Below are 20,315 nucleotides of genomic sequence, written 5' to 3'. Positions count from 1 at the left end.
GGAGGACCCATGCTGAAGTTCGACGTCAACCTCTCCCTCCTGTTCACCGACCTGCCCCTGCTGGAGCGTCCGGAGGCGGCGGCCAAGGCCGGATTCGACGCCGTCGAGCTGTGGTGGCCGTTCGCCGGGCCGCAGCCGTCCGACCGGGAGCTCGACGCGCTGAAGGGCGCCATCGACGATGCCGGGGTGCACCTGGTCGCGCTCAACTTCGACGCCGGCGACCTGGCCGCGGGCGATCGCGGCCTGCTGGCCCGCCCCGACGGTTCGGCGCGCTTCCGCGCCAACGTCGACGTCGCGGCCGGATTCGCCGCCGAGCTGGGCTGCACGGTGCTCAACGCCCTCTACGGCAACGACCCCGGCACCGACCACGACCTCGCGGCGGAGAACCTCGCCCTGGCCGCCGACGTGGCGGCCCGCGCCGGCGCGACCGTCGTGCTGGAGCCGCTCAACTCCCAGGAATGCCCCCACTACCCGATCACCTCGTCGCGGGCGGCCTTCGCGGTGATCGACGCCGTCGGCCGCGACAACGTGGCCCTGCTCGCCGACCTCTACCACCTGCACGTGATGGGCGAGGACGTGCTGGCCCTCATCGACACCGCCACCCCCAGGTTCGGCCACGTCCAGATCGCCGACGACCCCGGCAGGGGGCAGCCGGGCAGCGGGAGCATGCCGTACCCAGAGATTCTCACCCGCCTGGAAGCCGCCGGCTACCAGGGCCACGTCGGCCTGGAGTACCGGCACCAGGGGCCGGGCGCGTTCGCTTGGAGGAACCCGTGACCATCGGATTCGTCGGCCTCGGGATCATGGGCACCCCGATGGCCGCCAACCTGCTCAAGGCCGGGCACGCCGTGACCGGCTTCGACCTCGGCGGCGAGCGGATCGAACACCTGCTGGCCAGGGGCGGCACGGGCGCGCGGAGCGTGGCGGAGGCCGTCGCGGACGCCGACCTGGTGATCATCATGCTGCCCGACTCGCCCCAGGTGGAGGAGGTCGTCCCCGAGATCCTGGAGCACGCCCGGCCCGGGCTGCTCTACCTGGACATGGACTACGCGGTGGACCTGCACTACGGAGAGGGCGGCATCGACCATGTCAAGGCGATGGAGGCCTTCGGCTGCCCGGCCCGCCGGGTGGAACTGCCCGGCGACCTTCGCGACGCGCTGGCCTGGGCGAGCGCCGAGTCGGAGCGGGAACGTTTGCCGGTGCTCGTGGAGGTGATGGTGGAACGCGAGGCCAACGCCGCGATGGGCTCCTCGCTGGACGCGATCAGGGAGTTCGAGCCGCTGCCCGAGCTCGTCGCCGTCGACTGGTCCGACTGAGGAGGGCCCTCATGCAGCTCAAACCAGGGACGTCCTGGGCGGACGCCTACGACAGATGCTGTGCCGCCGCCCCGGAGGCGTTCCACGACGACCGGGTGCTCAACCACTGGGGCGGGTTCTGGCAGCGCGACGGCCGCCCGGCCCCCGTCTTCTCACCGCTCGACGGCACCGCGATCACCGGCCCGCCCCGGCTGGACCGGGCAGGGGCGGCGCGGGCCGTGGCCGGCGCGGCCGACGAGCACCGGCAGTGGCGGCACGTGCCGCTCGCCGAGCGCCGCGCCAGGGTGTCGGCGGCCGTCGAGTCGATGGCCGCGCACCGCGACCTGCTGGCCCTGCTGCTGGTCTGGGAGATCGGCAAGCCGTGGAAGACGGCCTGCGCCGACGTCGACCGGTGTCTCGACGGGGTGCGCTGGTATCTCGGTGAGATCGACCGCATGGTGGCAGGCCGCGCGCCGCTGTCCGGGCCGGTCAGCAACATCGCGAGCTGGAACTATCCGATGAGCGTGCTCATGCACGCCGTGCTGGTCCAGGCGCTGGCCGGCAACGCGGTGATCGCCAAGACCCCGACGGGCGGCGGGCTGTCCTGCCTCACGCTGGCCACGGCCCTCGCCGTCAAGGAGGGCCTGCCGGTCACCCTGGTCAGCGGGGGAGGGGCGGAGCTGTCGCCGGTGCTGGTCCGGGGGCGGTCGGTCGGCTGCGTCTCGTTCGTCGGCGGCCGGGACGCGGGGGCGCAGGTGGCCGCGTCGCTGGCCGATCTCGGCCGCCGGCACGTCCTTGAGCAGGAGGGGCTCAACTGCTGGGGCGTGTGGGACTACTCGGGCTGGGATCTGCTGACCGGGCAGATCCGCGCCTCGTTCGACTACGGCAAGCAGCGGTGCACCGCCTACCCGCGGTTCGTGGTGCAGCGGGAGCTGTTCCACGAGTTCCTGGCCGCCTACCTCGCGGCCGTCGGTTCGCTGCGCTTCGGCCATCCGCTGGCGGTCCGCGATCCGGACGATCCGCTGCCCGAGCTGGACTTCGGGCCGCTGATCAGCGCCTCGAAGGCCAAGGAGCTGGCCGACCAGGTGGACGAGGCCGTCGACAAGGGCGGGGTGCCGATCCACCGGGCCGCCCTCGACAGCGGACATTTCCTGCCCGGTCAGGATATTTCCGCGTACTTCGCTCCGACGGCGCTGCTCGACCCGCCCCGCTCCTCGCCGCTGTTCCACGCCGAACCGTTCGGCCCGGTCGACACGATCGTCCTGGTCGACACCGAGGCCGAGCTGCTGGCCGCCATGAACGCCAGCAACGGGGCCCTGGTCGCCACCCTGTCCTGCGACGACGAGGCGACGGCCGAGCGCCTCGCCCCCGGGATCCGGGCGTTCAAGGTGGGCCACAACCGGCCCCGCTCCCGAGGCGACCGCGACGAGCTCTTCGGCGGGCTCGGCGCCTCCTGGCGCGGCGCCTTCGTCGGCGGCGAGCTCCTGGTGCGGGCGGTCACCGCCGGCCCCGAGGGCGAACGCCTGGTGGGCAACTTCCCGCACTACACCCTGCTGCCCTGATCGAGCCGGGCCGGGCGGGAACGGCTGACACCAACTCTTGGCCCGCACGAGAACCGTGCCGTCTCGAATTCGCGGAGAGGCCCCCCTAGCGTGAGGAACAGGGACGGAAGCAGGGGGCCGTGATGTTCATCGAGATCATTCAGGGTCAGGTGACCGCGTCCGGCGAACTGCGGGAGGCCCACGACTGGTGGCATCGCGAGATGTCGCACGAGGCGCACGGCTGGCTCGGCAGCACCATAGGCGTGACCGACAGCGGCGCCTACATCGCCGTGGCGCGCTACGACACGCAGGAGTCGGCATGGCGCACGGCCGACCTGGCCGTCCAGGGCAAGTGGTGGTTCGCGACCGCGAAGCTGTTCGAGGGACAGATGATCCTCCACGACTGCCCCCGAGTACGGCAGTACCTGGGCGGAGGGTCCGACTCGGCCGGATTCGTGCAGGTGATCCAGGGACACCTCAAGGACCCGGACCGGATGGACGAGATCATCCGGCTCTGCGAGCCGGAGCTGGCCGCCTTCCGCCCCGACCTCATCGGCGGCACCACGGCCCTGCACGAGAGCGGCCTCTACACCGAGACCGCCTACTTCACCTCCGAGGAGGAGGCCAGAGCGGGCGAGCGCAGGGAGCCGCCGCCCCGGCTGCGCGACGCCTTGGCGGAGCTGACGAGCCTCTTCGAGGGGCCGCCCACCTACCACGACCTGCGCGACCCCTGGATGTACTCGCCCATCGGCACCTGACCGGAGGTCGTCTGCCGGCATGACGGGGCCGGCGGACGCCTCCCGTCGTCAGACGGGTCAGGGGAGGACGAAGATGGGCGGGTCGACGGCGGGGTCCCCCGTGTCACGGCCGTCGCCGTTGTCGAGCACCGCGTCGCCCAGGTCGGCGTTGTCCTCGAACCACGCCTGTGCCGAGGTGCGCGAGCTGAGCAGCTCGCGCACTGAGGGGGAGCGCCGGCTCATCTCCCTGGCGCGCGGTGGCAGGACCACATAGAGGGTGTCCGGCGTGTGCTCGACGAAGCGCAAGGTCACGCCGTCCGGCAGCTGGTCGCCGATGTGCACCTTCCGGTCGAGCTCGTCGAGCAGCCGCTCGGTGTCGTTGACGAGACGCGCCCGGAACGGTTCGTCGACCATCGCCATGCGCACCAGACCGGCCACGCCCTTGCTGTTGAGGCGCGGTTCCTGCAGGACGACGCTCTCCTGCCAGAGCCGGAGAAGGCGTTCGTCCTCCTCGTTCAGCCTCTTGAGGGCCTCGCTCACGACGCGCTTCTCGGGGCCGTCGGTGACATCGTTCCCGCGCCCCGCCGTCGCGTCCTGGTCAGCGGTCATCAGCTCTCGCCTCCATCGTCGTTGTCCGTGCAGTGCAGCAGGCCCTCGCTGACCAGCCGACCGACAAGGTCGATCTTGTCTTCGGCCGAGAGCGGGCCCGGTAGCTCGCCGACCGCGAACCGCTCGTGGCCGGCGACGAACGTCAGCGCGGGCGCCAGGAAGGCGGGCCCGGAGACGTAGTTGCCGGCGAACTCGACCCGTGCCTCCTCGGCGGTGGAGCCGGCCCGGCAGAGAACACCGTGAGCGCGGGCCACGACACTGTCGAGGGTCAGTCCGGAGATGGCGTCTATCGACCGGAAATGCCCGCCGCCCGCGGCCTTGCCGGTGGCCCGGACCCGCGCGCCGAGCCGGGCTTTGGCGCGTTCCATCAGCAGCGGTTGACTGATCGCCGCCCGCGCCAGTTCGTCCGCGAGGGTCGCGAGCCGGGCCGCGTCCAGCGGGGCGTCCAGGAAGCCGGGCGCCAGCGCGCTCCGCAGGCCGGTGTGCTCGTCGGCGAACAGGGCCAGCGCCTCGCTGACGAGGTCGATCCACCTGAAGACGTGCAGACCGACGGTGAGGTGCAGGGACGAGGAGGAGCCCGTCACGGCCTCGTGCGGAAAACCGCGCGGCAGATAGAGGACGTCGCCCGGCCGTAGCGTGAACGCGCGGAAGCCGGAGAACGACTTCAGGGGCCCGGACTTCGCCGAAGCGAGGGGAAGGCTGTCCAGCGGGTCCGCGACGTGCCATTCCTTCGTGCCGTGCAGTTGCAGGATGAAGACGTCATGGGTGTCGGCGTGCGGAAGGAATCCCTGGCTGTCGCGCGGAGTGAGATACAGGTTGGCGCCGACCGGGTGGTGGAGCGAGACCTCGAGCGCGCCGCAGAGTCGCGCGACCACGCCGGACCTGTGATGGATTCGGTTCAGGACGATCGAGAAACCGTCGTGGTAGGCCCGGTAGGCCTCCTGCACGTCCGGCATGCCGCCCGCGTCCAGACGGAAGCGCCGATCCGTCCGGGTGCCCCTCGCATCCGTTCTGACCATGAGTCCGTCGTCGACGGATCGAATCGGGCCCGACGTCGTGGCCGTGATCAGCTCGTCGACATCGTCCAGCCCCGGCAGGCGTGAGAAATACTCCGGCGTCTCGCGATGGACGACAAGGGGCGCCGTCTCCCAGTACGAACGGATGAAATCGGTGGTCGAGACGGGATGAAGAAGCCAGGCGAGACTGAACGGCTCGGTTAATTGCGGCAAATTGCCGGAAATTGTCGAGCTTTCCAGCGGTTCGCGGTTCATCAGTGATTCTGATCCGGACACATCTTGCACGCTCGCATATCGCCCGGGGGAATACCAGCGTTTCCGAGGCGACGGCGAGAGGGCGCCGCTGAGGGAGCGGCGGCTCCGGGCGGGGGGCCGATCCGCCGGCTCCGTCACGCCGGGCCGAAAGGATCATCTGGCGGCCGCTCATCCGCCCCGACCAGCGGCGATCCCCCCACGGGGGAGGCCCGAGGTTTCGAGGAAAGCCGCAAGGTAAGTCATAGCCCATCAAAAGGTAATAAGGGGAGAAAGGGGGCCCGGGTGGAGCAGGGGCTGGAGTCGGCGAAGGAATCCCACGGCGAGCGAGCCGACCGTAACTTCGTCGAGCTGTTGCAGGGCGCCCGGGTGGCGGTGACCGGAGTCCAGGTGCTGTTCGCGTTCCTGCTCACGGTCCCGTTCTCGGAGGGGTTCGTCCGGCTGGGCGACCTCGACCGGCGGCTGTACTTCGTCGCGCTGGTGAGCGCGGCCATCGCGTCCATCCTCTACATCGCCCCGGCCACCCAGCACCGGGTGCTGTTCCGGCAGGGCATGAAGGAGACGCTGGTCCGCCGCTCCAACCTGTACGGCATCGCCGGCGCCCTGGCGCTCGCCGTGGCGATGACCGCGGCGACCATGCTGGTCGTCGACTACCTGTTCGACGGCACGGTGGCGATCATCACGGCCGGAGTCGTCGCGCTGCTCGCCCTGTGGGCCTGGTTCATCCAGCCGGCGCTCGACCGCTCCACCTCCACGGAGGAATGACGCGGCGAGCCCTCAGGACTCCCGCGGGGGCAGTTCGGTGCCGTCCTCGCCGGGAGCGCCCGCTTGGTAGGAGGCCCGCCCCACGATGTGCGCGGCCACCGAGACCGTGATCACCTGCGCCAGGCCGGTGACCACCAGCGGGCCGGCCATCGCCCAGGTGGGATTGCGCAGCCACATCGCGACCAGGATCAGCAGCACGCCGAGCACCTGCGGCTTGGTGCCCGGATGCATCCGCTCCAGCGTGGTGGTGAAGCGCACCAGGCCGACCCCGGCGATCAGGCACAGCCCCGCACCGGTGATCATGCAGATGGCCGCGGCCACGTCGAGGAGGGTCATCGCGACCTGCCCGCGAAGAAGCGGGCGATCGACACCGAGCCGACGAAGCCCAGCAACGACAGCACCAACATGATCGGCACGTCGGAGTAGTCGTGCCGGACGGCGGCGAACGCGCCGATGCCGCACATGGCCAGCGCGGTCATCACGTCGAGCGCGACCGCCCGGTCCAGCATGTTCGGGCCGCGCGCCATCCGGTAGAGCGTGGCCAGCGCCGCGCAGCCGAGCAGCCCCAAGGTCACCAGGTAGACGCCCGTCACCGCAACTCCTCCCGATCCGCCCGGGTGCCGAACGCCGCCACGATGCGGTGCTCCAGCCCCGCGACGTCCTCCGTCACCTTCTCGGCCACGTCCCCCCGGTAGCCGAGGATGTGCAGCACCAGCTCCCGGGGCTCGCCGTGGACCTCGATGACGAGGCTGCCCGGCACCGACGACAGCGCCACCATGACGAGCATGGTCATCGCGTCCGACGAGGTGCGCAGCCGTACCGTGACGACCTGGGTCGGCGCCGGGCCGGGACGCAGCACCCAGACGGCCACCCGGACCGTCGAGGCCACCATGTCGCCGGCGAACCGCACCAGGAAGGACGGCAGCGCCGGCAGGTTCAGCCGGAGGCCCGGATCCAGCACCGGCAGCGGCAGCAGCCACGTGACGACGAGCCCGACGGCCAGCCCGCCCAGCACGTTGCCCACCGACAGCTCGCCCCACAGCGTCACCCAGAGCAGGGCCAGCGCGACCAGCAGCGGCAGCGGCACCCGCCGGCCGAACAGCCTCGGGGCGAGGTTCACGATCCGCCCCCGGAGATCGTCCGCCCGAGTACGGCGGAGATGTACGGCTCGCGCGCCATGAGCTCACCGGCCGCCCGCTCCGCCAGCGACGACAGCGGCCCGGCCAGCACCGTGAACGACAGGGCCAGGGCCACCAGCGCCGCCGACGACCCGAGCAGCAACACCGGCATCGCGGCCGTGGTCACGATCGGAGCCTCGCCGGTCGCCTCCTCGCTCTCCATCACGAGCCCCGGGTGCTCGGCCGGCGGCTCCCGCCAGAACGCCTTGCCCCAGGTCTTCACCATGGCGTACAGCGTGAGCAGACTGGTCACCAGGCCGCCGGCCACCAGCGTGAGCGCCAGCGGGGTGCCGTCCGCGACCCCCGCCTGGACCAGCACGAGCTTGCCCAGGAAGCCCGACATCGGCGGGATGCCCGACAGGTTCATCGCCGGGACGAAGAACAGCACCGCGATCAGCGGCGCGGCCGTCATCAGCCCGCCGAGCCGGTCCACGGACGTGGTGCCGGTGCGCCGCTCGATCAGCCCGGTCACCAGGAACAGGCTCGTCTGCACGGTGATGTGGTGCACGACATAGAAGATGGCGCCGGTCAGGCCCTGCACGGTCGACAGCGCCACTCCGAACACCATGTAGCCGATGTGGCTGACCAGCGTGAAGGAGAGCATCCGCTTGATGTCGGTCTGGGCCACGGCGCCGAACACCCCGGTCAGCATGGTCGCCAGCGCCACCCACATGAGCAGCGTCGACACCGGCCCCCCGGGGAACAGCAGGGCCTCCAGCCGGATCACCGAGTAGACGCCGACCTTGGTGAGCAGCCCCGCGAAGACCGCCGTGGCCGGCGTCGGCGCGGTCGGATAGGAGTCGGGCAGCCACGCCGACAGGGGGAACATCGCCGCCTTGATCGCGAAAACCAGCAGCAGGGTCAGCTCGATCAGCAGCCGGACGTGCATGGGCAGTGTGGGGAACCGCTCGGCGAGCTGGGCGATGGCCAGGGTGCCGGTGGCCGCGTAGGTGACGGCCAGCGCGACGAGGAACAGCATCGACGAGGCCAGCGCCATCACCGTGTACGTGGCCCCGGCGCGGATCCGCGACTGGGTGCCGCCGAAGGTGAGCAGCACGTACGAGCCGCTCAGCAGCATCTCGAACGCCACGAACAGGTTGAACAGGTCGCCCGTGAGGAACGCGTCGGTCACGCCCGCCACCATCACCAGGAACGCGGGGTGGAAGATCCCCATGGGCGCGGTGAGCTCCTGGTCGGCGTACGCGCTGGTGACCGCGTAGATCATCACGCAGAGCGTCACGGCCGACGAGACGACCAGCATCAGCGTGGACAGCCGGTCGGCGACCAGGCAGATGCCGACGGGGGCGGGCCAGCCGCCGAGGTCGGTGACGAGCGGGCCGTTCGTGTCGGCCTCGATCAGCAGCAGCACCGAGACCACGAGCACGCCGCCGAGCGTTCCGATGCTGATCAGCGACTGCAGGCGGCGCAGGCGGGCGCCGATCGCCAGTTTCAGCCCCGCAGCCAGGAGCGGCAGCAGCACCGGCAGGCTGACCAGAGCCTCCATCAGTCCTCGTCGCCTTCCAGCTCGGGGTCCAGCGCGAGCGCCTGGCGCTCCCGCTCGGCCCGGATCGCGGTCCGCATCTGCTTGAGCGCCTCCCGCTGCCGGATCCGCAGCCTCCTGCGCAGTTCCTTCTCCCGGGCCGCCTGCTGGCGTTGCCTGCGGGCGTCCTCCTCGCGCAGCCCGAGCAGCCGGACCTTCTTCTCCTCGGCGGGCTCCAGCTCCTGGCGCCTGGTCTCCTCCAGCGCCTGCCGCTCGGCCCGCGCGGCGTCCAGCCGGGCCAGTTCGGCCCGCTGGTCGAGGATGAGCCGCCGGTAGGCCGCCCTCAGCTGCCGGACGCCCTCGCTCAGCTCGCCGCGCCTGGCCCGCAGCCGCACCTGGCGGTCCTCGGTGTCGTCCTGCACCCCGTCGCTGCCGGTCAGCTGCCACGAGCGGTGCACCATGGCCAGCAGGAACGCGCTGACGCCCAGCGTGATCACGATCGAGGTGAGCACCATCGCCTGCGGGAGCGGGTCGGCCATGCTCTCCGGCGCGAACCGGCCGAGGATCGGCGGGTTGCCCGCCGGCCCGCCGACCGTGACGATCAGCAGGTTGACGCCGTTGCCGAGCACGATCACGCCCACCAGGATGCGGACCAGGCTGCGTTCCAGCAGCAGGGTGACCCCGGCGGCGATCAGCACGCCACAGGCGGCGAGGGGCAGCAGCGGGGCCGTCACGCGGCCTCCGCGTCGATCTGCCGGTCCAGCTCGGCGCCGAGGCCGCGCAGCACGTCCTGCACCAGGCCGATGACGGCCAGGTAGACGCCGAGGTCGAACACCAGCCCCGTGGACAGGTGCAGGTGGCCCAGCACCGGGACCGCCAGGTCCACGGCCAGGATGTCCAGCGCCGCCTGCCCGAACAGCAGCCCGGTCAGCGCCGTCCCGGTCGAGAGCGTCAGTCCGACGCCCATCAGCACGCCCGCGTGCGCCGGCACCGCCCTGGCCAGCTCGTAGCGGCCGCCCGCCAGGTAGCGGACGGTGATGGCCAGGCCCGCCACGATGCCGCCCGCGAACCCGCCCCCGACCCGTGAGTGCCCGATGACCAGCAGGAACACCGACAGCAGCATCACCGAGTGAAAGGTCAGCCGCGCCACGATCTCGAACAGCAGCGCCCGCTCACCGGCGGGCAGCGTCGAAGCCAGCCAGTGGGTGCGGCCGGGCGGCTGCTCGCCGCCCTCCCTCTCGATGCTGTACGTCCGGCGGCGCAGGAACACCATGCTGGTGACGCCCAGCGCCAGCACCACGATCACCGAGCTCTCGCCCATCGTGTCCCAGGCCCGGATGTCGAGCAGCAGCGCGCTGACGATGTTGTGCGCGCCCGCCGTCTGCGCCGCCGACGCCATGTGCGCGCCCGCGGGCTCGGCGGCGCGCGCGCTCATCGCCAGCATCCCGGCGCCCGTGGCCACCACCCCCACCGCGACGCCGAGGGCCAGCCGGAGGCGGAGATCCACCCGCCCCCGGTCCGCCTCCAACGGCAGCCGCCGCAGCACCAGCGCGAACACCACCAGGCTCAGCGTCTCGGCGAGGAACTGGGTGAGCGCCAGGTCGGGGGAGCCGTGCACCAGGAAGAGCAGCGCCGTGCCGTACCCGGTGAGTCCGGAGACGACGGCCACCAGGATGTACGCACGGGCGTACAGGGCGAGCAGCGCCGCCGCGACCAGGAGCACCACGACGACGGGCTGCTCGGGCCGCTCCCAGGCGACGACGGCCACCTCCAGCGACGCCGGCCGGCCGTAGCCGATGGCGAAGACGCCGAGGCCGACCATCGCGCTCAGCGCCAGCATCAGGTAGTCGGGCAGCGAGCCGCGCTGGGTGACGCCGGTGAACTGCACGAAGAACAGGTCCAGCCGCCGCATGAGCGACCAGTAGACGTGGCCGGAGTCCAGCAGGTGCAGCCTCGTCCCGAGGCGGGCGACCGGCTCCCGCGCCAGGAACAACGCCACCCCGCCGAGCAGGGCCAGCGCAGACAGCGCCAGCGGCACCGGCGCGCCCGACCAGAGCGCCAGATGAGTGCCGTGACCGGGCGGGAACGTCCCGGTGTAACCCGACATGGCGGTGTCGTACACGGAGGCGAGCGGCGCCAGCGCGAGCCCGAGCGCCGACAGCAGCGCGGGCGGCGCGAACATCGCCGCCTCGGTACGCCGGACCGGCGTCGGCTCCAGGCCGGGCTTGCCGGCGAACGCGCCCCACAGGAAGCGCAGCGTGTAGGCGGCGGTCAGCGCCGACCCGAGCACGATCCCGGCCAGCATCGCCGTCGCCGCCGGCTCGCCCGTCAGCAGCGACTCCAGCGCCGCCTCCTTGCCGACGAACCCCACGAACGGCGGCAGACCCGCCATCGACGCCCCCGCCAGCAGCGAGACCACGCACACCCACGGCATCGACCGGCGCAGCCCGCTGAGCGCGCGCAGATCCCGGGTGCCCGTCCCGCGGTCGATCACGCCGACCACCAGGAACAGCGCCGCCTTGAAGAGCGCGTGCCCGAGCAGCATCGCCACGCCCGCGAGCGCGGAGTCCCGGGTGCCCGCGCCGAACAGCACCGTGAGGAAGCCCAGCTGGCTGACCGTGCCGTAGGCGAGCAGCCGCTTCAGGTCCGTCTCGCGCAGCGCCCGCCACCCGCCGAGCAGCATCGTCAGCACCCCGAGGCCTACCGCCGGCGCCCGCCACCACGTCAGGTCGCCGAAGGCCGGGCCGAGCCTGGCCAGCAGGTAGATCCCCGCCTTCACCATGGCCGCGGCGTGCAGGTAGGCCGAGACAGGGGTCGGCGCGGCCATCGCCGCGGGCAGCCACAGGCTGAACGGGAAGATCGCCGACTTCGACAGCGCCCCCACCAGGACCAGCGCCAGCGTCCCGGCTGCCACCGGTGGCGGGTCGGCGACGATCGCGGAGACGCGGTAGGTGCCCGCCGCCTCACCGATCAGCACGAGCCCCGCCAGCATGGCCAGCCCGCCGAACGTGGTGACGGTCACCGCCACCAGCGCCGCCCGCCTGCTCGTCCTGCTCTCCGGGTGGTAGCCGATCAGCAGGTAGGAGAAGACCGTGGTCAGCTCCCAGAACACGTACAGCAGGAGCAGGTCGTCGGCGACCACCAGGCCGAGCATCGAGCCCGCGAAGGCGACCATCACCCCGCCGTACCGGCCGAGCCCCTCGTCGCCGGCCTTGAAGTAGCGCGTGCTGTAGATCAGGACGAGCGCGCCCACCCCGGTGACCAGCGCCATCATCAGCACCGCCAGCGAGTCGGCGCGGAAGGCCAGCTCCATGCCGAGCGCCGGCGCCCACGGGCGGGCCGACGTGACCGGCTCGTTCGCCGCGGCCCAGACCGTGTATCCGAACCCGCAGGCGGGAGGCACGGCCAGCACGGCGAACGAGCCCCGCCCAAGGCGCCTCGCCAGCCACGGAGCGCAGATCGCCGCCACCGCGTGCAGGATCAGCAGCGACTCCATGGGCTCCTCGGACGGGAATGACCGGGCACGTCCGATCGAACCTCTCGCGAAGCCCGCGACCGCGCGCCGAGGCGCGACGGGTGTTGACCGGAACCTCACCACCCGCACACCCGCACATGATCAGGCGCGTGCCCCCCGCTCAGGCGGACGGGACACCCGCAGGCGGCGTTCTGTGGCACTGTAGGACGGTGCGTCCAGTAACTTGCCCGGCAAGAGGTGCCCGATAAGCGGCAAAGAGGTGCGGAGCCTGCTGCGCCGCGCGGGGCGGCTGCTCGACGACACCCGACGTCTCGGCCACGAGCACGACAGGGCGCTGGCCGAGGTCCGCGCCGCCCTCGACGCGGTGCGCGATCGGCTGTCCAGGGCCGGGCTGGGCGCCATCCCGCTGGCCCGGCTGAAGGACGTCACCGGCGGGCGGCTGCGGCTCGGGTCGCTGGAGAGCGCCGGATACACCACCGTGCTCAGCGTGCTGGAGGCGACGCCGTACGAACTGCAGCGGGTGCCGGGCATCGGGCCGCAGACGCAGCGGCAGGCGCACGCGGCGGCCCGGCAGATCGCGCTCGCCGCCCGCGGGTCCACCGCCGTCCAGATCGACGTCGAGCACCAGGATCCCGAGACCACCGCGCTGCTCGTCACCCTGCACCGGCTGGTGGCCGCCGGTCCCGACCTGCCGCGCGCCCGCCGCGCGGCCGAGACCGTCGGGCGGCGGCTCGGCACGCTCCTCCCCGCCGCGCGCCCCGCCGCCAGTTGGTGGCGCACGCTGCTGTCCGGCGCGGAACGCCGTGACCACGCCGCCCGGGCCGTGGCGGAGCTCGGCGACGTGCTCGCCCGGGAGACCGAGACCCGGCTGCTCCTCGCCCAGGCCACCGCCGATCTGCTGCGCCCGCCGCCCGACGACGACGAGGCGTGGATCGACTTCGAGATCCGCTCGGCCGACTACTACAACCTGCTGGCCGAGCTCGCCGCCCTGGAGCCCGACGACCGGGTTGCCGCCGAGGGGTTCCTGCCCGACGAGCTGGCCGAACGCGTCAGGTCCCAGCGGCTCGACGACACCCACCGGCGCGTCTCTCTGCGCGGCTACCAGGCGTTCGGGGCCAGGTTCGCGCTGGCCCAGCGGCGGGTGATCCTCGGTGACGAGATGGGGCTGGGCAAGACCGTCCAGGCCATCGCCGCCATGGCCCACCTGCGCGCCGAGGGCGCCACGCACTTCCTGGTCGTCTGCCCGGCGAGCGTGCTGGTCAACTGGATCCGCGAGATCGAGACCCGCAGCACGCTGCGGGTCTACCGGCTGCACGGCGCCGAGCGCGCCACCGCCCAGGCCGAGTGGCCGGAGCACGGCGGCGTCGCGGTGACCACGTTCGACGGGCTGGCCAAGGTCGAGGCCGCGCACGAGGTCGCGATGCTCGTCGTGGACGAGGCCCACTACGCCAAGAACCCCGAGGCCCGCCGGTCCAGGGAGGTGGCCCGCTGGTGCGGCCGGGTCGACCGGGTGCTGTTCATGACCGGCACCCCGATGGAGAACCGGGTCGAGGAGTTCCGCAACCTCGTCCGCCACGTCCAGCCCGGCCTGCTCGCCGAGGTCAGGAGCAGCGACGCGGCGGCCGGCGCCGGGGCGTTCCGCCGCGCCGTCGCCCCCGTCTACCTGCGCCGCAACCAGGAGGACGTGCTGACCGAGCTGCCCGACCTCGTCCACGTGGACGAGTGGGAGGAGCTCAGCGCGGCCGACGCCGACGTCTACCGGGAGGCGGTGGCGGCCGGCCGGTTCATGGCCATGCGCCGCGCCGCCTACGCCGTGCCGGAGAAGTCGGCCAAGCTGGAACGGCTGCGCGAGCTGGTCGAGGAGGCGGCCCAGAGCGAGCTCAAGGTCGTGGTGTTCTCCTACTTCCGCGACGTGCTCGCCACCGTGGGCGAGGAGCTCGGCGACCACCACGGGCCGATCTCCGGCGACCTGGCGCCCGAACGCCGCCAGCAGGTCGTGGACGCCTTCACGGCCGCGCCCGGCCACGCGGTGTTACTCGCCCAGATCCAGGCGGGTGGGGTCGGCCTCAACCTGCAGGCCGCCTCCGTCGTGATCATCTGCGAGCCGCAGGTGAAGCCGACGATGGAGAGCCAGGCGGTGGCCCGCGCCCACCGCATGGGTCAGGTCCGCAGGGTGCAGGTGCACCGGCTGCTCTCGCCCGACAGCGTGGACGAGCGGATGCTGCGCCTCCTGCACGCCAAGAGCGCCCTGTTCGACGCCTTCGCCAGGCGCAGCGACCTCGCCGAGTCGACGCCGGACGCGATCGACGTCTCCGAGCAGACGCTGGCCCGGCAGATCGTCGAAGAGGAACAACGCCGCCTGCACGTCGGCGACGCGGCCGCACCCGCCTGACCCGCCACCCGGTTCAGCGAGCCGGGGGCTCGATGAGCTGGTGCGCCCACGGCGGGTCGGCGCCGGCCACCGCGCAGGTCAGCGCGGCGACCCGGGCGGCGAACGAGGCGGCCTCGGCGGCCGTGGCCAGGTCGAGCCGATCCAGCCGCCCGCCGAGCAGCCCGCGCTCGTCCAGCCGGTGCAGCAGCCCCGCGGTGAACGCGTCACCCGCGCCGACCGTGTCCACGACGGTCACCTCGGGCGCCGCCACCTCCGCCCGTGCTCCGGCCAGCGACACCAGCGCCCCGGACGCGCCCCTGGTGACCACGATCAGGCGAGCGCCCGCCTCGTGCCAGGCGTCGCAGACCCGCTCCACCGGCTCCCCGGGCGACAGGAAGGCCAGATCCTCCTCGCTCAGCTTGAGGACGTCGGCCACGCCGCACCAGCGCGCCATCTGGTAGTCCTCGCGTCTCGCCAGGCTGGGCCGGACGTTGGGGTCGATCGAGACGGTCAGGCGCTCCGCGGCGGCGGCCGCGAACGACTCCACCGCGTCCCGCCCCGGCTCCCTCACCAGCGCCAGGGAGCCCGTGTGCAGGCACGACACCCCGGCCAGGTCACGTGAGCCCAGCTCCTCCGGCGACCATCGCCAGTCGGCGGCGCCCTCGGCGTAGAAGCGGTATCCGGCCTGCCCGTGCTCGTCGAGCGACGCCACCGCGAGCGCACTCGGCTCCTCGGCGTCCACACAGCCCGACAGGTCCACCCCCGACGAGGCCAGATGCCCGCGGAACAACCCGCCGAACACGTCACCCGAGATCCGCCCGAAGAACCGCGCCTGGCCGCCGAGCCGCGCCAGGGCCACCGCCGTGTTCGCCGGCCCGCCCCCTGGAAACACCCGCAACCCCAGCCCGGCGGAGCGCGCCGCGTCACCGCCGGGGCCGGGCGCCTCCACGCCGACTCGTGAGGGCCGCGCGGCGGGTCGTGAGTCGTCCACGCCCGGCCGTCGATCGGCGAAGGCGTCCGCCACGCACTCGCCCAGGACCGCGATCATCGCCCGCCTCTCCGCCGGTCGCCGCCGTCTAGGCCGGAGGATAAGGGGGATTGGGGTAGTTCTGCGGGGCCTGGTGATAAGGAAAGGGGGGCTGGGGAGGTGGGAGAGCCACCGCGCTCCGGCGCTCGGCGGATGCGCACGCCGCCCCGCCGACCATCAGCCCGATGCCGACCATCGCGAAGATCTGCGCCCGCTGAAGGTCTTCCTCAATGGTGTCGATTCCCCCTGCGCAGTAATAGAGGCTCACAGCCAGCATGATGCACCCAAAGGTGAGAAATAGGACACGCATGAGGCGTGAGTTTACTGGTCCCCCACCGTCGATATCACTAGGCGATCTTGGGATCGGACTCGATCTCCAAGACCGCCTTGCCGTGCAGGCGGCGGCCGAGCAGGGCCTCGGTCGCCTTGGCGGCCTCACGCCAGGAGCCCCGCCATGAGATGCGCGGGGTCAGCCGACCGGCGGCGACGCCACCCGCCAGCCAGGTCAGGTCGGGCGCCAGGTTCCGGCAGGCGAGCAGGAAGAAGGTGACGATCGAGCGATCGTGCCGCTCATGGCCACCGGAGAAGGCCCCGGCCGGGAAGCTCTCGCCGCTGTCGGCCGCGTGCCCGACGGTGACCAGGGTGCCGCCCCCGGCCAGCCGGTCGTACGCCGACACCAGCTGGTCACCGCCGACCAGGTCCAGCACGCCGTCCACGGGCTCGGTGACCGCGTGCGGCCCGGACACGACCTCGTCCGCGCCGAGCTCTCGCAGGCTCTCACCGTGCGCGGCCGGGTCGCCGGTGGAGGCCACCACCTGGGCTCCGCCGAGGTGGGCGAGCTGCACGGCGTACCGCCCGACTCCGCCGGTCGCGCCCGTGACCAGCACGCGTCTGCCGAGGATCGGACCGAGCCGGTGGAGCGCGCGGAGCGCGCTGGCGCCCGCCACCGGAACGGTGCTGATCGCGCCGAGGTCGGCCTCCTGGGGCACGGCGCCCATGAGATCGGTGTCGACGGCGCGGAGTTCGGCCCAGGCTCCGTCGGCGGCCAGCGTGACCACCCGTGTGCCGGGGGCCGGGCCGGACCCGTCCGCGGCGGCGCGTTCGACGATCCCCGCGGCGTCCCAGCCGAGGATGGTCCCCTGCGGGGCGTTCCGGATGCCGAACGCGACCTCGCCGTAGTTGAGCGAGGTCGCCGTCACCCGTACCAGGGCCTGGTTCGGAGCGGGGACGGGGTCCGGTGCCTCACCGAGCCGCAGGCCGCCTGGAACGGAACGGTCGACGAGCAGAGCACGCATGGGGTCCACCTTTACCGAGGAGCTTATGCCACTGAGTGGCATAAACCTACAGGAGGCATTCGCGTACCGGCTACACTCTGGTTCGTGAGTATCGTGACGCCGCCCGCGAGGCTGCCACTGCGCGAGCGCAAGAAGCTCCGCACCCGCGAGGCGCTGATCGACACCGCGCTGGAGCACTTCACCGACCGCGGTTTCGACGGCACGACCCTCGACGATCTCTGCGCCGCCGTCGAGGTGTCCAAGCGCACCTTCTTCCGTTACTTCGACAGCAAGGAAGACGTCGCGATGGCGCCCACCCAGGACCTCTGGGCGGCCTTCCTGGACGATCTCCAGACCCGGCGGCCGACTGGCGGCCCGCTCTTGACGCTGCTCCAGGACACCCTGCTCGCGGCGCTCGACCGGATGCCCGCCGAGGGCTGGGCGGAGCGTGTTCTGCTCACCCGCCGGCTGGCCGCCCGGACACCGTCGATGAACGCGCACGGGCTGCAGTTCTGCGACCGCACCACCCGCGGCGCGATCACGATCCTGCGGGAGCGCTTCGGCCTGACCGACCCGCACGACCTGCGGCCCCGGCTGGCCCTCGACATGATGGTCGCGGCCTTCCACTGCGCGCTGGAGGAGTGGGCGTTCCAGCCCGGCCCCGTGAGCCGCGACGATCTCACCGCCCGCCTCCGCGACGCGTTCGCCGCGATCCCGGGCAGCGTCACGATGACGGTCGCCTGAACGACGAGACCGCCCGCCACCGCGCCCCGCTCTGCCCTCAGCCGCGCAGCCCCGCGAACAGGTCGTGCTCGTGGGCCGGGGCGTCGACCCGGGACCGGACCCGGGTGAACGCCTCGTTGGCGAACGCCTGGTGCTGGGCCTCCTTGGGCAGGCGCAGCAGGAAGATGTTGTCGCCCTGGCTGGCGTGGGCCCGCAGCGCCTCGAGCTTGTGATCGACGTAGGGGGCGACGTCGACCAGGGTGGTCACCAGCTCGTCAGGGGTGCCGAAGTCGTCGGACGGCTCGAAGTCGACGCCGAGGTCGACGCCGCTGTCGCGCATGTGCTCGAACATCCGCTTGATCGCCGACCGGGGGATGGCGGTGTAGTAGAGCTTGTCGGGGATGCCCGTCGCCTCGGCCGCCGCCACGGCGACGCGGTGGGTCTGCACGTGGTCGGGGTGACCGTAGCCGCTGCCGCCCGTCTCGTCGTAGGTCACCACCACCTGGGGCCGGTAGCGCTCCATCAACGCGCCGAGCCGGGCGGCGGCCGTGTCGACGGGCACGTTGGCGAAGGCGTCGGGATGGTGGTTGGTCTCCCAGCCGTCCATGCCGGAGTCGCGGTAGCCGAGCAGCTCGAGGTGGTCGATGCCCAGATGCCGCACCGACGCGCGCAGCTCGGCCAGCCGCAGCTCGGCCACCGCCTTGTCGTCGTGGCCCGGGTCGCCGGGTTTGACGCCGCCGGGACCGTCACCCTGCTCGCCGTTGGTGCAGGTGACCAGCACCGTGCGGATGCCCTCGCCGGTGTAGCGCGCCAGGATGCCGCCGGTGCTCAGGCACTCGTCGTCGGGGTGGGCGTGCACGGCCATGAGAGTGAGTTGGCGATCCATGTCCGAGAACACTACCCGCCGGTTCCGACAGATCCCGGCCCAGCCTGGCGGACCAGCTCCCCGGCCCTCAGGCGGGCGGCCGCCGCGGCCGCGCGGTCGCCGACGGCCTCGGCCAGCGCGCCCTGCTTGAGCCAGTTGAACGGGCTGCACGGCCGGACGTTGATCCGCTCGCTGACCAGCACCCGCGCGAGGTCGTGGCGGCCACCCCTGAGCGCCGCCTCCAGCAGCGTCCTCTGGACCGCGTCGCGCTGCGCGTGGCTGCCGCCGAACTCGTTGACCCGGTGCCTGATCGGCCAGAGCAGGTCCACGACCCGGTCGTGGTCGCCCTGCCCGAACGCCACCAGCGCCCGGCACACCGGCAGACCGACCCGGGCCGTCATGTCCTGGTTGGTGACTCCCGGCCGCGGCTCGGCCAGGTAGGTCTCGCGGGCGGCGATCAGCCTGCCGGCGTCGGCGAGGCGGCCCGCGCCCACGTACGACATGACCGCGTGCATGTCGTTGAACGCGTAGAACGGCTCCGCCACCAGCGCGGGCCAGCCCTCGGCCAGCGCGCTCCACCGCTCGTGCTGACCCGAGCCCTCCAGGTACAGCCGCCAGAGCAGGGCGGCGGCGTCGAGCAGCTCCATGGACGACCGCCCGGCGGCCAGGACCGCGTCGTAGATCGCCAGCGCCCTCGCCACGTCACCGGCCTCCAGCGCGTACAGCGCGTAGTGCCACCAGTTGTGCACGTTGAAGAACGTGCCGGTCGACCAGTCGTCCACCCTGGCGTCGAGGTAGCGGATGCCCTCGCCGAACCTGCCCTGCATCTCGTACGTGTGCACGACGGCGTGGATGCCCCACACGTCGCGCGCGTTCAGCTCGACCGCGCGCAGCCCGACCTCCTCGGACCTGTCGTAGTGCCCCGCCTCCTCCAGCCCGAAGGCGTACATGCCGAGCACGTGGCCGAAGTGCCGGTCGTCCTCGCGCCAGGCGGAGAGGGCGCCGCCGATCCGGTCGCGCAGCGAGCGGGCGTCGCCGGTGAAGAAGTCGATCTGGTGACCCGCGGCCAGGGCCAGCGCGTCACGGGGATGCTGCTCCGTGATCATGCCCAGCCGCCTCCCGCAGGTGAGGAAGTCGCCGTCGAGCAGCGCCTGCACGGCCTCCACATGGGCGCGCTCGCGGGGGAGCAGGGTGGAGTGGTCGATCCGGGCCCGGAAGGCGGCGAACCGCCGCCTGGCCGTCCGCGCGTCCTCGGCCTCGGTGGTGAGCAGCCCGAGGTAGGCGGCCAGGACGTTGCCCATCGGGAAGTCCGGCGCCTCGGCGAGGGCGGCCGTCGTCTCGGCGTCCACCTCCACCCTGAAGTGCAGCAGGTCGTCGATCGCCTGGTCATAGTGACGGGTGGCGGCGTCGCCGGCCCCGGTCATGGCCAGGTCGTGCTGGTCGGTGCTCATAGGGCCAAATATAGGAAGCCCCCGATCGAGCGTCTGTGCGGAAATCAACGGTCCGCGCGGCGTACGCGACAGGATCCGCGCGCGGAAGGGTGAACGGCACGGTGAGTGCGTGCACTTGTGCGCGGAAGTGGCCGGACACGGCGGGTTAACGTGCCGGGGTGCACGCGCTGCGGTGGCCAGCCGCCTCGGCCGGCGCAGGGCGTGCCACTCGTCCGCGTGATCGCGCGGACCAATCCACCGAAAACAGGAGAATCAC

20 protein-coding genes are annotated in these 20,315 nt (G+C 72.3%); 7 read left to right on the top strand and 13 right to left on the bottom strand.

All coding sequences use genetic code 11. From position 1 onward, the window contains the following. The first annotated feature begins 9 nt into the window (after positions 1-9). From IEY82_RS06560 to IEY82_RS06545, 4 genes are all read left to right on the top strand, one after another. Complete coding sequence (locus IEY82_RS06560) at positions 10-777, top strand: hydroxypyruvate isomerase family protein (protein WP_189123054.1); 768 nt, start codon at positions 10-12, stop codon at positions 775-777. Next, a complete protein-coding gene (locus IEY82_RS39800; protein WP_189123053.1) occupies positions 774-1,316 on the top strand; it encodes an NAD(P)-binding domain-containing protein in 543 nt (180 codons plus the stop codon). The genes IEY82_RS06560 and IEY82_RS39800 overlap by 4 nt, the downstream gene beginning before the upstream one ends. An 11-nt stretch (positions 1,317-1,327) precedes the next feature. After that, complete coding sequence (locus IEY82_RS06550) at positions 1,328-2,857, top strand: aldehyde dehydrogenase family protein (RefSeq protein ID WP_189123052.1); 1,530 nt, start codon at positions 1,328-1,330, stop codon at positions 2,855-2,857. A 119-nt stretch (positions 2,858-2,976) separates the two neighbouring features. Next, entirely contained in the window at positions 2,977-3,594 is a 618-nt protein-coding gene (locus tag IEY82_RS06545) for a hypothetical protein (protein WP_189123051.1), read from the top strand. A gap of 57 nt (positions 3,595-3,651) precedes the next feature. Here IEY82_RS06545 and IEY82_RS06540 read toward each other — a convergent pair whose 3' ends face one another. Continuing rightward, positions 3,652-4,182, bottom strand: a complete 531-nt coding sequence (locus IEY82_RS06540; RefSeq protein WP_189123050.1) for a hypothetical protein — start codon at positions 4,180-4,182, stop codon at positions 3,652-3,654. Beyond that, positions 4,182-5,453, bottom strand: coding sequence for a cupin domain-containing protein (locus tag IEY82_RS06535; protein ID WP_189123049.1), 1,272 nt, complete (start codon positions 5,451-5,453; stop codon positions 4,182-4,184). Before IEY82_RS06535 ends, IEY82_RS06540 begins: the two co-directional genes overlap by 1 nt. 282 nt (positions 5,454-5,735) lie before the next feature. On the opposite strand from IEY82_RS06535, the gene IEY82_RS06530 reads away from it, so the two are divergent. Further along, complete coding sequence (locus tag IEY82_RS06530) at positions 5,736-6,215, top strand: DUF6328 family protein (RefSeq protein WP_189123048.1); 480 nt, start codon at positions 5,736-5,738, stop codon at positions 6,213-6,215. 12 nt (positions 6,216-6,227) lie between these two features. Here the strand turns inward: IEY82_RS06530 and mnhG are convergent, their stop codons facing one another. The 6 genes from mnhG to IEY82_RS06500 are packed head-to-tail and all read right to left on the bottom strand — an operon-like array spanning position 6,228 to position 12,369. Next, positions 6,228-6,551, bottom strand: coding sequence for a monovalent cation/H(+) antiporter subunit G (mnhG, locus tag IEY82_RS06525; protein WP_189123047.1), 324 nt, complete (start codon positions 6,549-6,551; stop codon positions 6,228-6,230). After that, the gene (locus IEY82_RS06520) at positions 6,548-6,808 is read right to left on the bottom strand and encodes a monovalent cation/H+ antiporter complex subunit F (RefSeq protein WP_189123046.1); all 261 of its coding nucleotides are present in this window, start codon (positions 6,806-6,808) and stop codon (positions 6,548-6,550) included. The genes mnhG and IEY82_RS06520 overlap by 4 nt, the downstream gene beginning before the upstream one ends. Further along, on the bottom strand, positions 6,805-7,335 hold the full coding sequence (locus IEY82_RS06515; protein ID WP_225262194.1) for a Na+/H+ antiporter subunit E: 531 nt from the start codon (positions 7,333-7,335) through the stop codon (positions 6,805-6,807). Before IEY82_RS06515 ends, IEY82_RS06520 begins: the two co-directional genes overlap by 4 nt. Beyond that, a complete protein-coding gene (locus IEY82_RS06510) occupies positions 7,332-8,897 on the bottom strand; it encodes a Na+/H+ antiporter subunit D (RefSeq protein WP_189123045.1) in 1,566 nt (521 codons plus the stop codon). The genes IEY82_RS06515 and IEY82_RS06510 overlap by 4 nt, the downstream gene beginning before the upstream one ends. Beyond that, positions 8,897-9,607: a Na(+)/H(+) antiporter subunit C gene (locus tag IEY82_RS06505; RefSeq protein WP_189123044.1), complete on the bottom strand. Its 711-nt coding sequence runs from the start codon at positions 9,605-9,607 to the stop codon at positions 8,897-8,899. The genes IEY82_RS06510 and IEY82_RS06505 overlap by 1 nt, the downstream gene beginning before the upstream one ends. Then, positions 9,604-12,369: a Na+/H+ antiporter subunit A gene (locus IEY82_RS06500; protein ID WP_189123043.1), complete on the bottom strand. Its 2,766-nt coding sequence runs from the start codon at positions 12,367-12,369 to the stop codon at positions 9,604-9,606. Before IEY82_RS06500 ends, IEY82_RS06505 begins: the two co-directional genes overlap by 4 nt. A gap of 238 nt (positions 12,370-12,607) precedes the next feature. Between IEY82_RS06500 and IEY82_RS06495 the strand changes: the two genes are divergently transcribed. After that, positions 12,608-14,740 (top strand): DEAD/DEAH box helicase, encoded by a 2,133-nt coding sequence (locus tag IEY82_RS06495; RefSeq protein WP_225262195.1) that lies wholly within the window; start codon positions 12,608-12,610, stop codon positions 14,738-14,740. Positions 14,741-14,753: 13 nt separating this feature from the next. Here the strand turns inward: IEY82_RS06495 and IEY82_RS06490 are convergent, their stop codons facing one another. The 3 genes from IEY82_RS06490 to IEY82_RS06480 all read right to left on the bottom strand — a co-directional run bounded on the left by IEY82_RS06490 (position 14,754) and on the right by IEY82_RS06480 (position 17,041). Next, the gene (locus IEY82_RS06490) at positions 14,754-15,767 is read right to left on the bottom strand and encodes a carbohydrate kinase family protein (RefSeq protein WP_189123042.1); all 1,014 of its coding nucleotides are present in this window, start codon (positions 15,765-15,767) and stop codon (positions 14,754-14,756) included. A 28-nt stretch (positions 15,768-15,795) separates the two neighbouring features. Further along, positions 15,796-16,014 (bottom strand): hypothetical protein, encoded by a 219-nt coding sequence (locus IEY82_RS06485; RefSeq protein ID WP_189123041.1) that lies wholly within the window; start codon positions 16,012-16,014, stop codon positions 15,796-15,798. Positions 16,015-16,093: 79 nt separating this feature from the next. After that, positions 16,094-17,041 carry a zinc-binding dehydrogenase gene (locus IEY82_RS06480; RefSeq protein ID WP_189123040.1) on the bottom strand — a complete coding sequence of 316 codons (948 nt, stop codon included), beginning with the start codon at positions 17,039-17,041 and terminating at the stop codon, positions 16,094-16,096. 84 nt (positions 17,042-17,125) lie between these two features. On the opposite strand from IEY82_RS06480, the gene IEY82_RS06475 reads away from it, so the two are divergent. Continuing rightward, positions 17,126-17,764, top strand: coding sequence for a TetR/AcrR family transcriptional regulator (locus IEY82_RS06475; protein WP_225262197.1), 639 nt, complete (start codon positions 17,126-17,128; stop codon positions 17,762-17,764). Positions 17,765-17,801: 37 nt separating this feature from the next. Here the strand turns inward: IEY82_RS06475 and IEY82_RS06470 are convergent, their stop codons facing one another. Beyond that, complete coding sequence (locus tag IEY82_RS06470) at positions 17,802-18,629, bottom strand: PIG-L family deacetylase (RefSeq protein WP_189123039.1); 828 nt, start codon at positions 18,627-18,629, stop codon at positions 17,802-17,804. An 11-nt stretch (positions 18,630-18,640) separates the two neighbouring features. Beyond that, the gene (locus tag IEY82_RS06465; RefSeq protein ID WP_189123038.1) at positions 18,641-20,059 is read right to left on the bottom strand and encodes a tetratricopeptide repeat protein; all 1,419 of its coding nucleotides are present in this window, start codon (positions 20,057-20,059) and stop codon (positions 18,641-18,643) included. Between the last annotated feature and the right edge of the window lie 256 nt (positions 20,060-20,315).

This window comes from Nonomuraea cavernae (assembly GCF_014646355.1).
Taxonomy (GTDB): Bacteria; Actinomycetota; Actinomycetes; order Streptosporangiales; family Streptosporangiaceae; genus Nonomuraea; species Nonomuraea cavernae.
The sequence above is the reverse complement of the archived record's forward strand: the minus strand, read 5'-3'. Positions and strand labels throughout refer to the sequence as shown.

Coding starts and splice junctions, on each gene's coding strand:
- IEY82_RS06560 (WP_189123054.1), top strand. CDS start 10: ATGCTGAAGTTCGACGTCAACCTCTCCCTCCTGTTCACCGACCTGCCC.
- IEY82_RS06550 (WP_189123052.1), top strand. CDS start 1,328: ATGCAGCTCAAACCAGGGACGTCCTGGGCGGACGCCTACGACAGATGC.
- IEY82_RS06540 (WP_189123050.1), bottom strand. CDS start 4,182: ATGACCGCTGACCAGGACGCGACGGCGGGGCGCGGGAACGATGTCACC.
- IEY82_RS06535 (WP_189123049.1), bottom strand. CDS start 5,453: ATGAACCGCGAACCGCTGGAAAGCTCGACAATTTCCGGCAATTTGCCG.
- mnhG (WP_189123047.1), bottom strand. CDS start 6,551: ATGACCCTCCTCGACGTGGCCGCGGCCATCTGCATGATCACCGGTGCG.
- IEY82_RS06510 (WP_189123045.1), bottom strand. CDS start 8,897: ATGGAGGCTCTGGTCAGCCTGCCGGTGCTGCTGCCGCTCCTGGCTGCG.
- IEY82_RS06500 (WP_189123043.1), bottom strand. CDS start 12,369: ATGGAGTCGCTGCTGATCCTGCACGCGGTGGCGGCGATCTGCGCTCCG.
- IEY82_RS06490 (WP_189123042.1), bottom strand. CDS start 15,767: ATGATCGCGGTCCTGGGCGAGTGCGTGGCGGACGCCTTCGCCGATCGA.
- IEY82_RS06480 (WP_189123040.1), bottom strand. CDS start 17,041: ATGCGTGCTCTGCTCGTCGACCGTTCCGTTCCAGGCGGCCTGCGGCTC.
- IEY82_RS06470 (WP_189123039.1), bottom strand. CDS start 18,629: ATGGATCGCCAACTCACTCTCATGGCCGTGCACGCCCACCCCGACGAC.
- IEY82_RS06465 (WP_189123038.1), bottom strand. CDS start 20,059: ATGAGCACCGACCAGCACGACCTGGCCATGACCGGGGCCGGCGACGCC.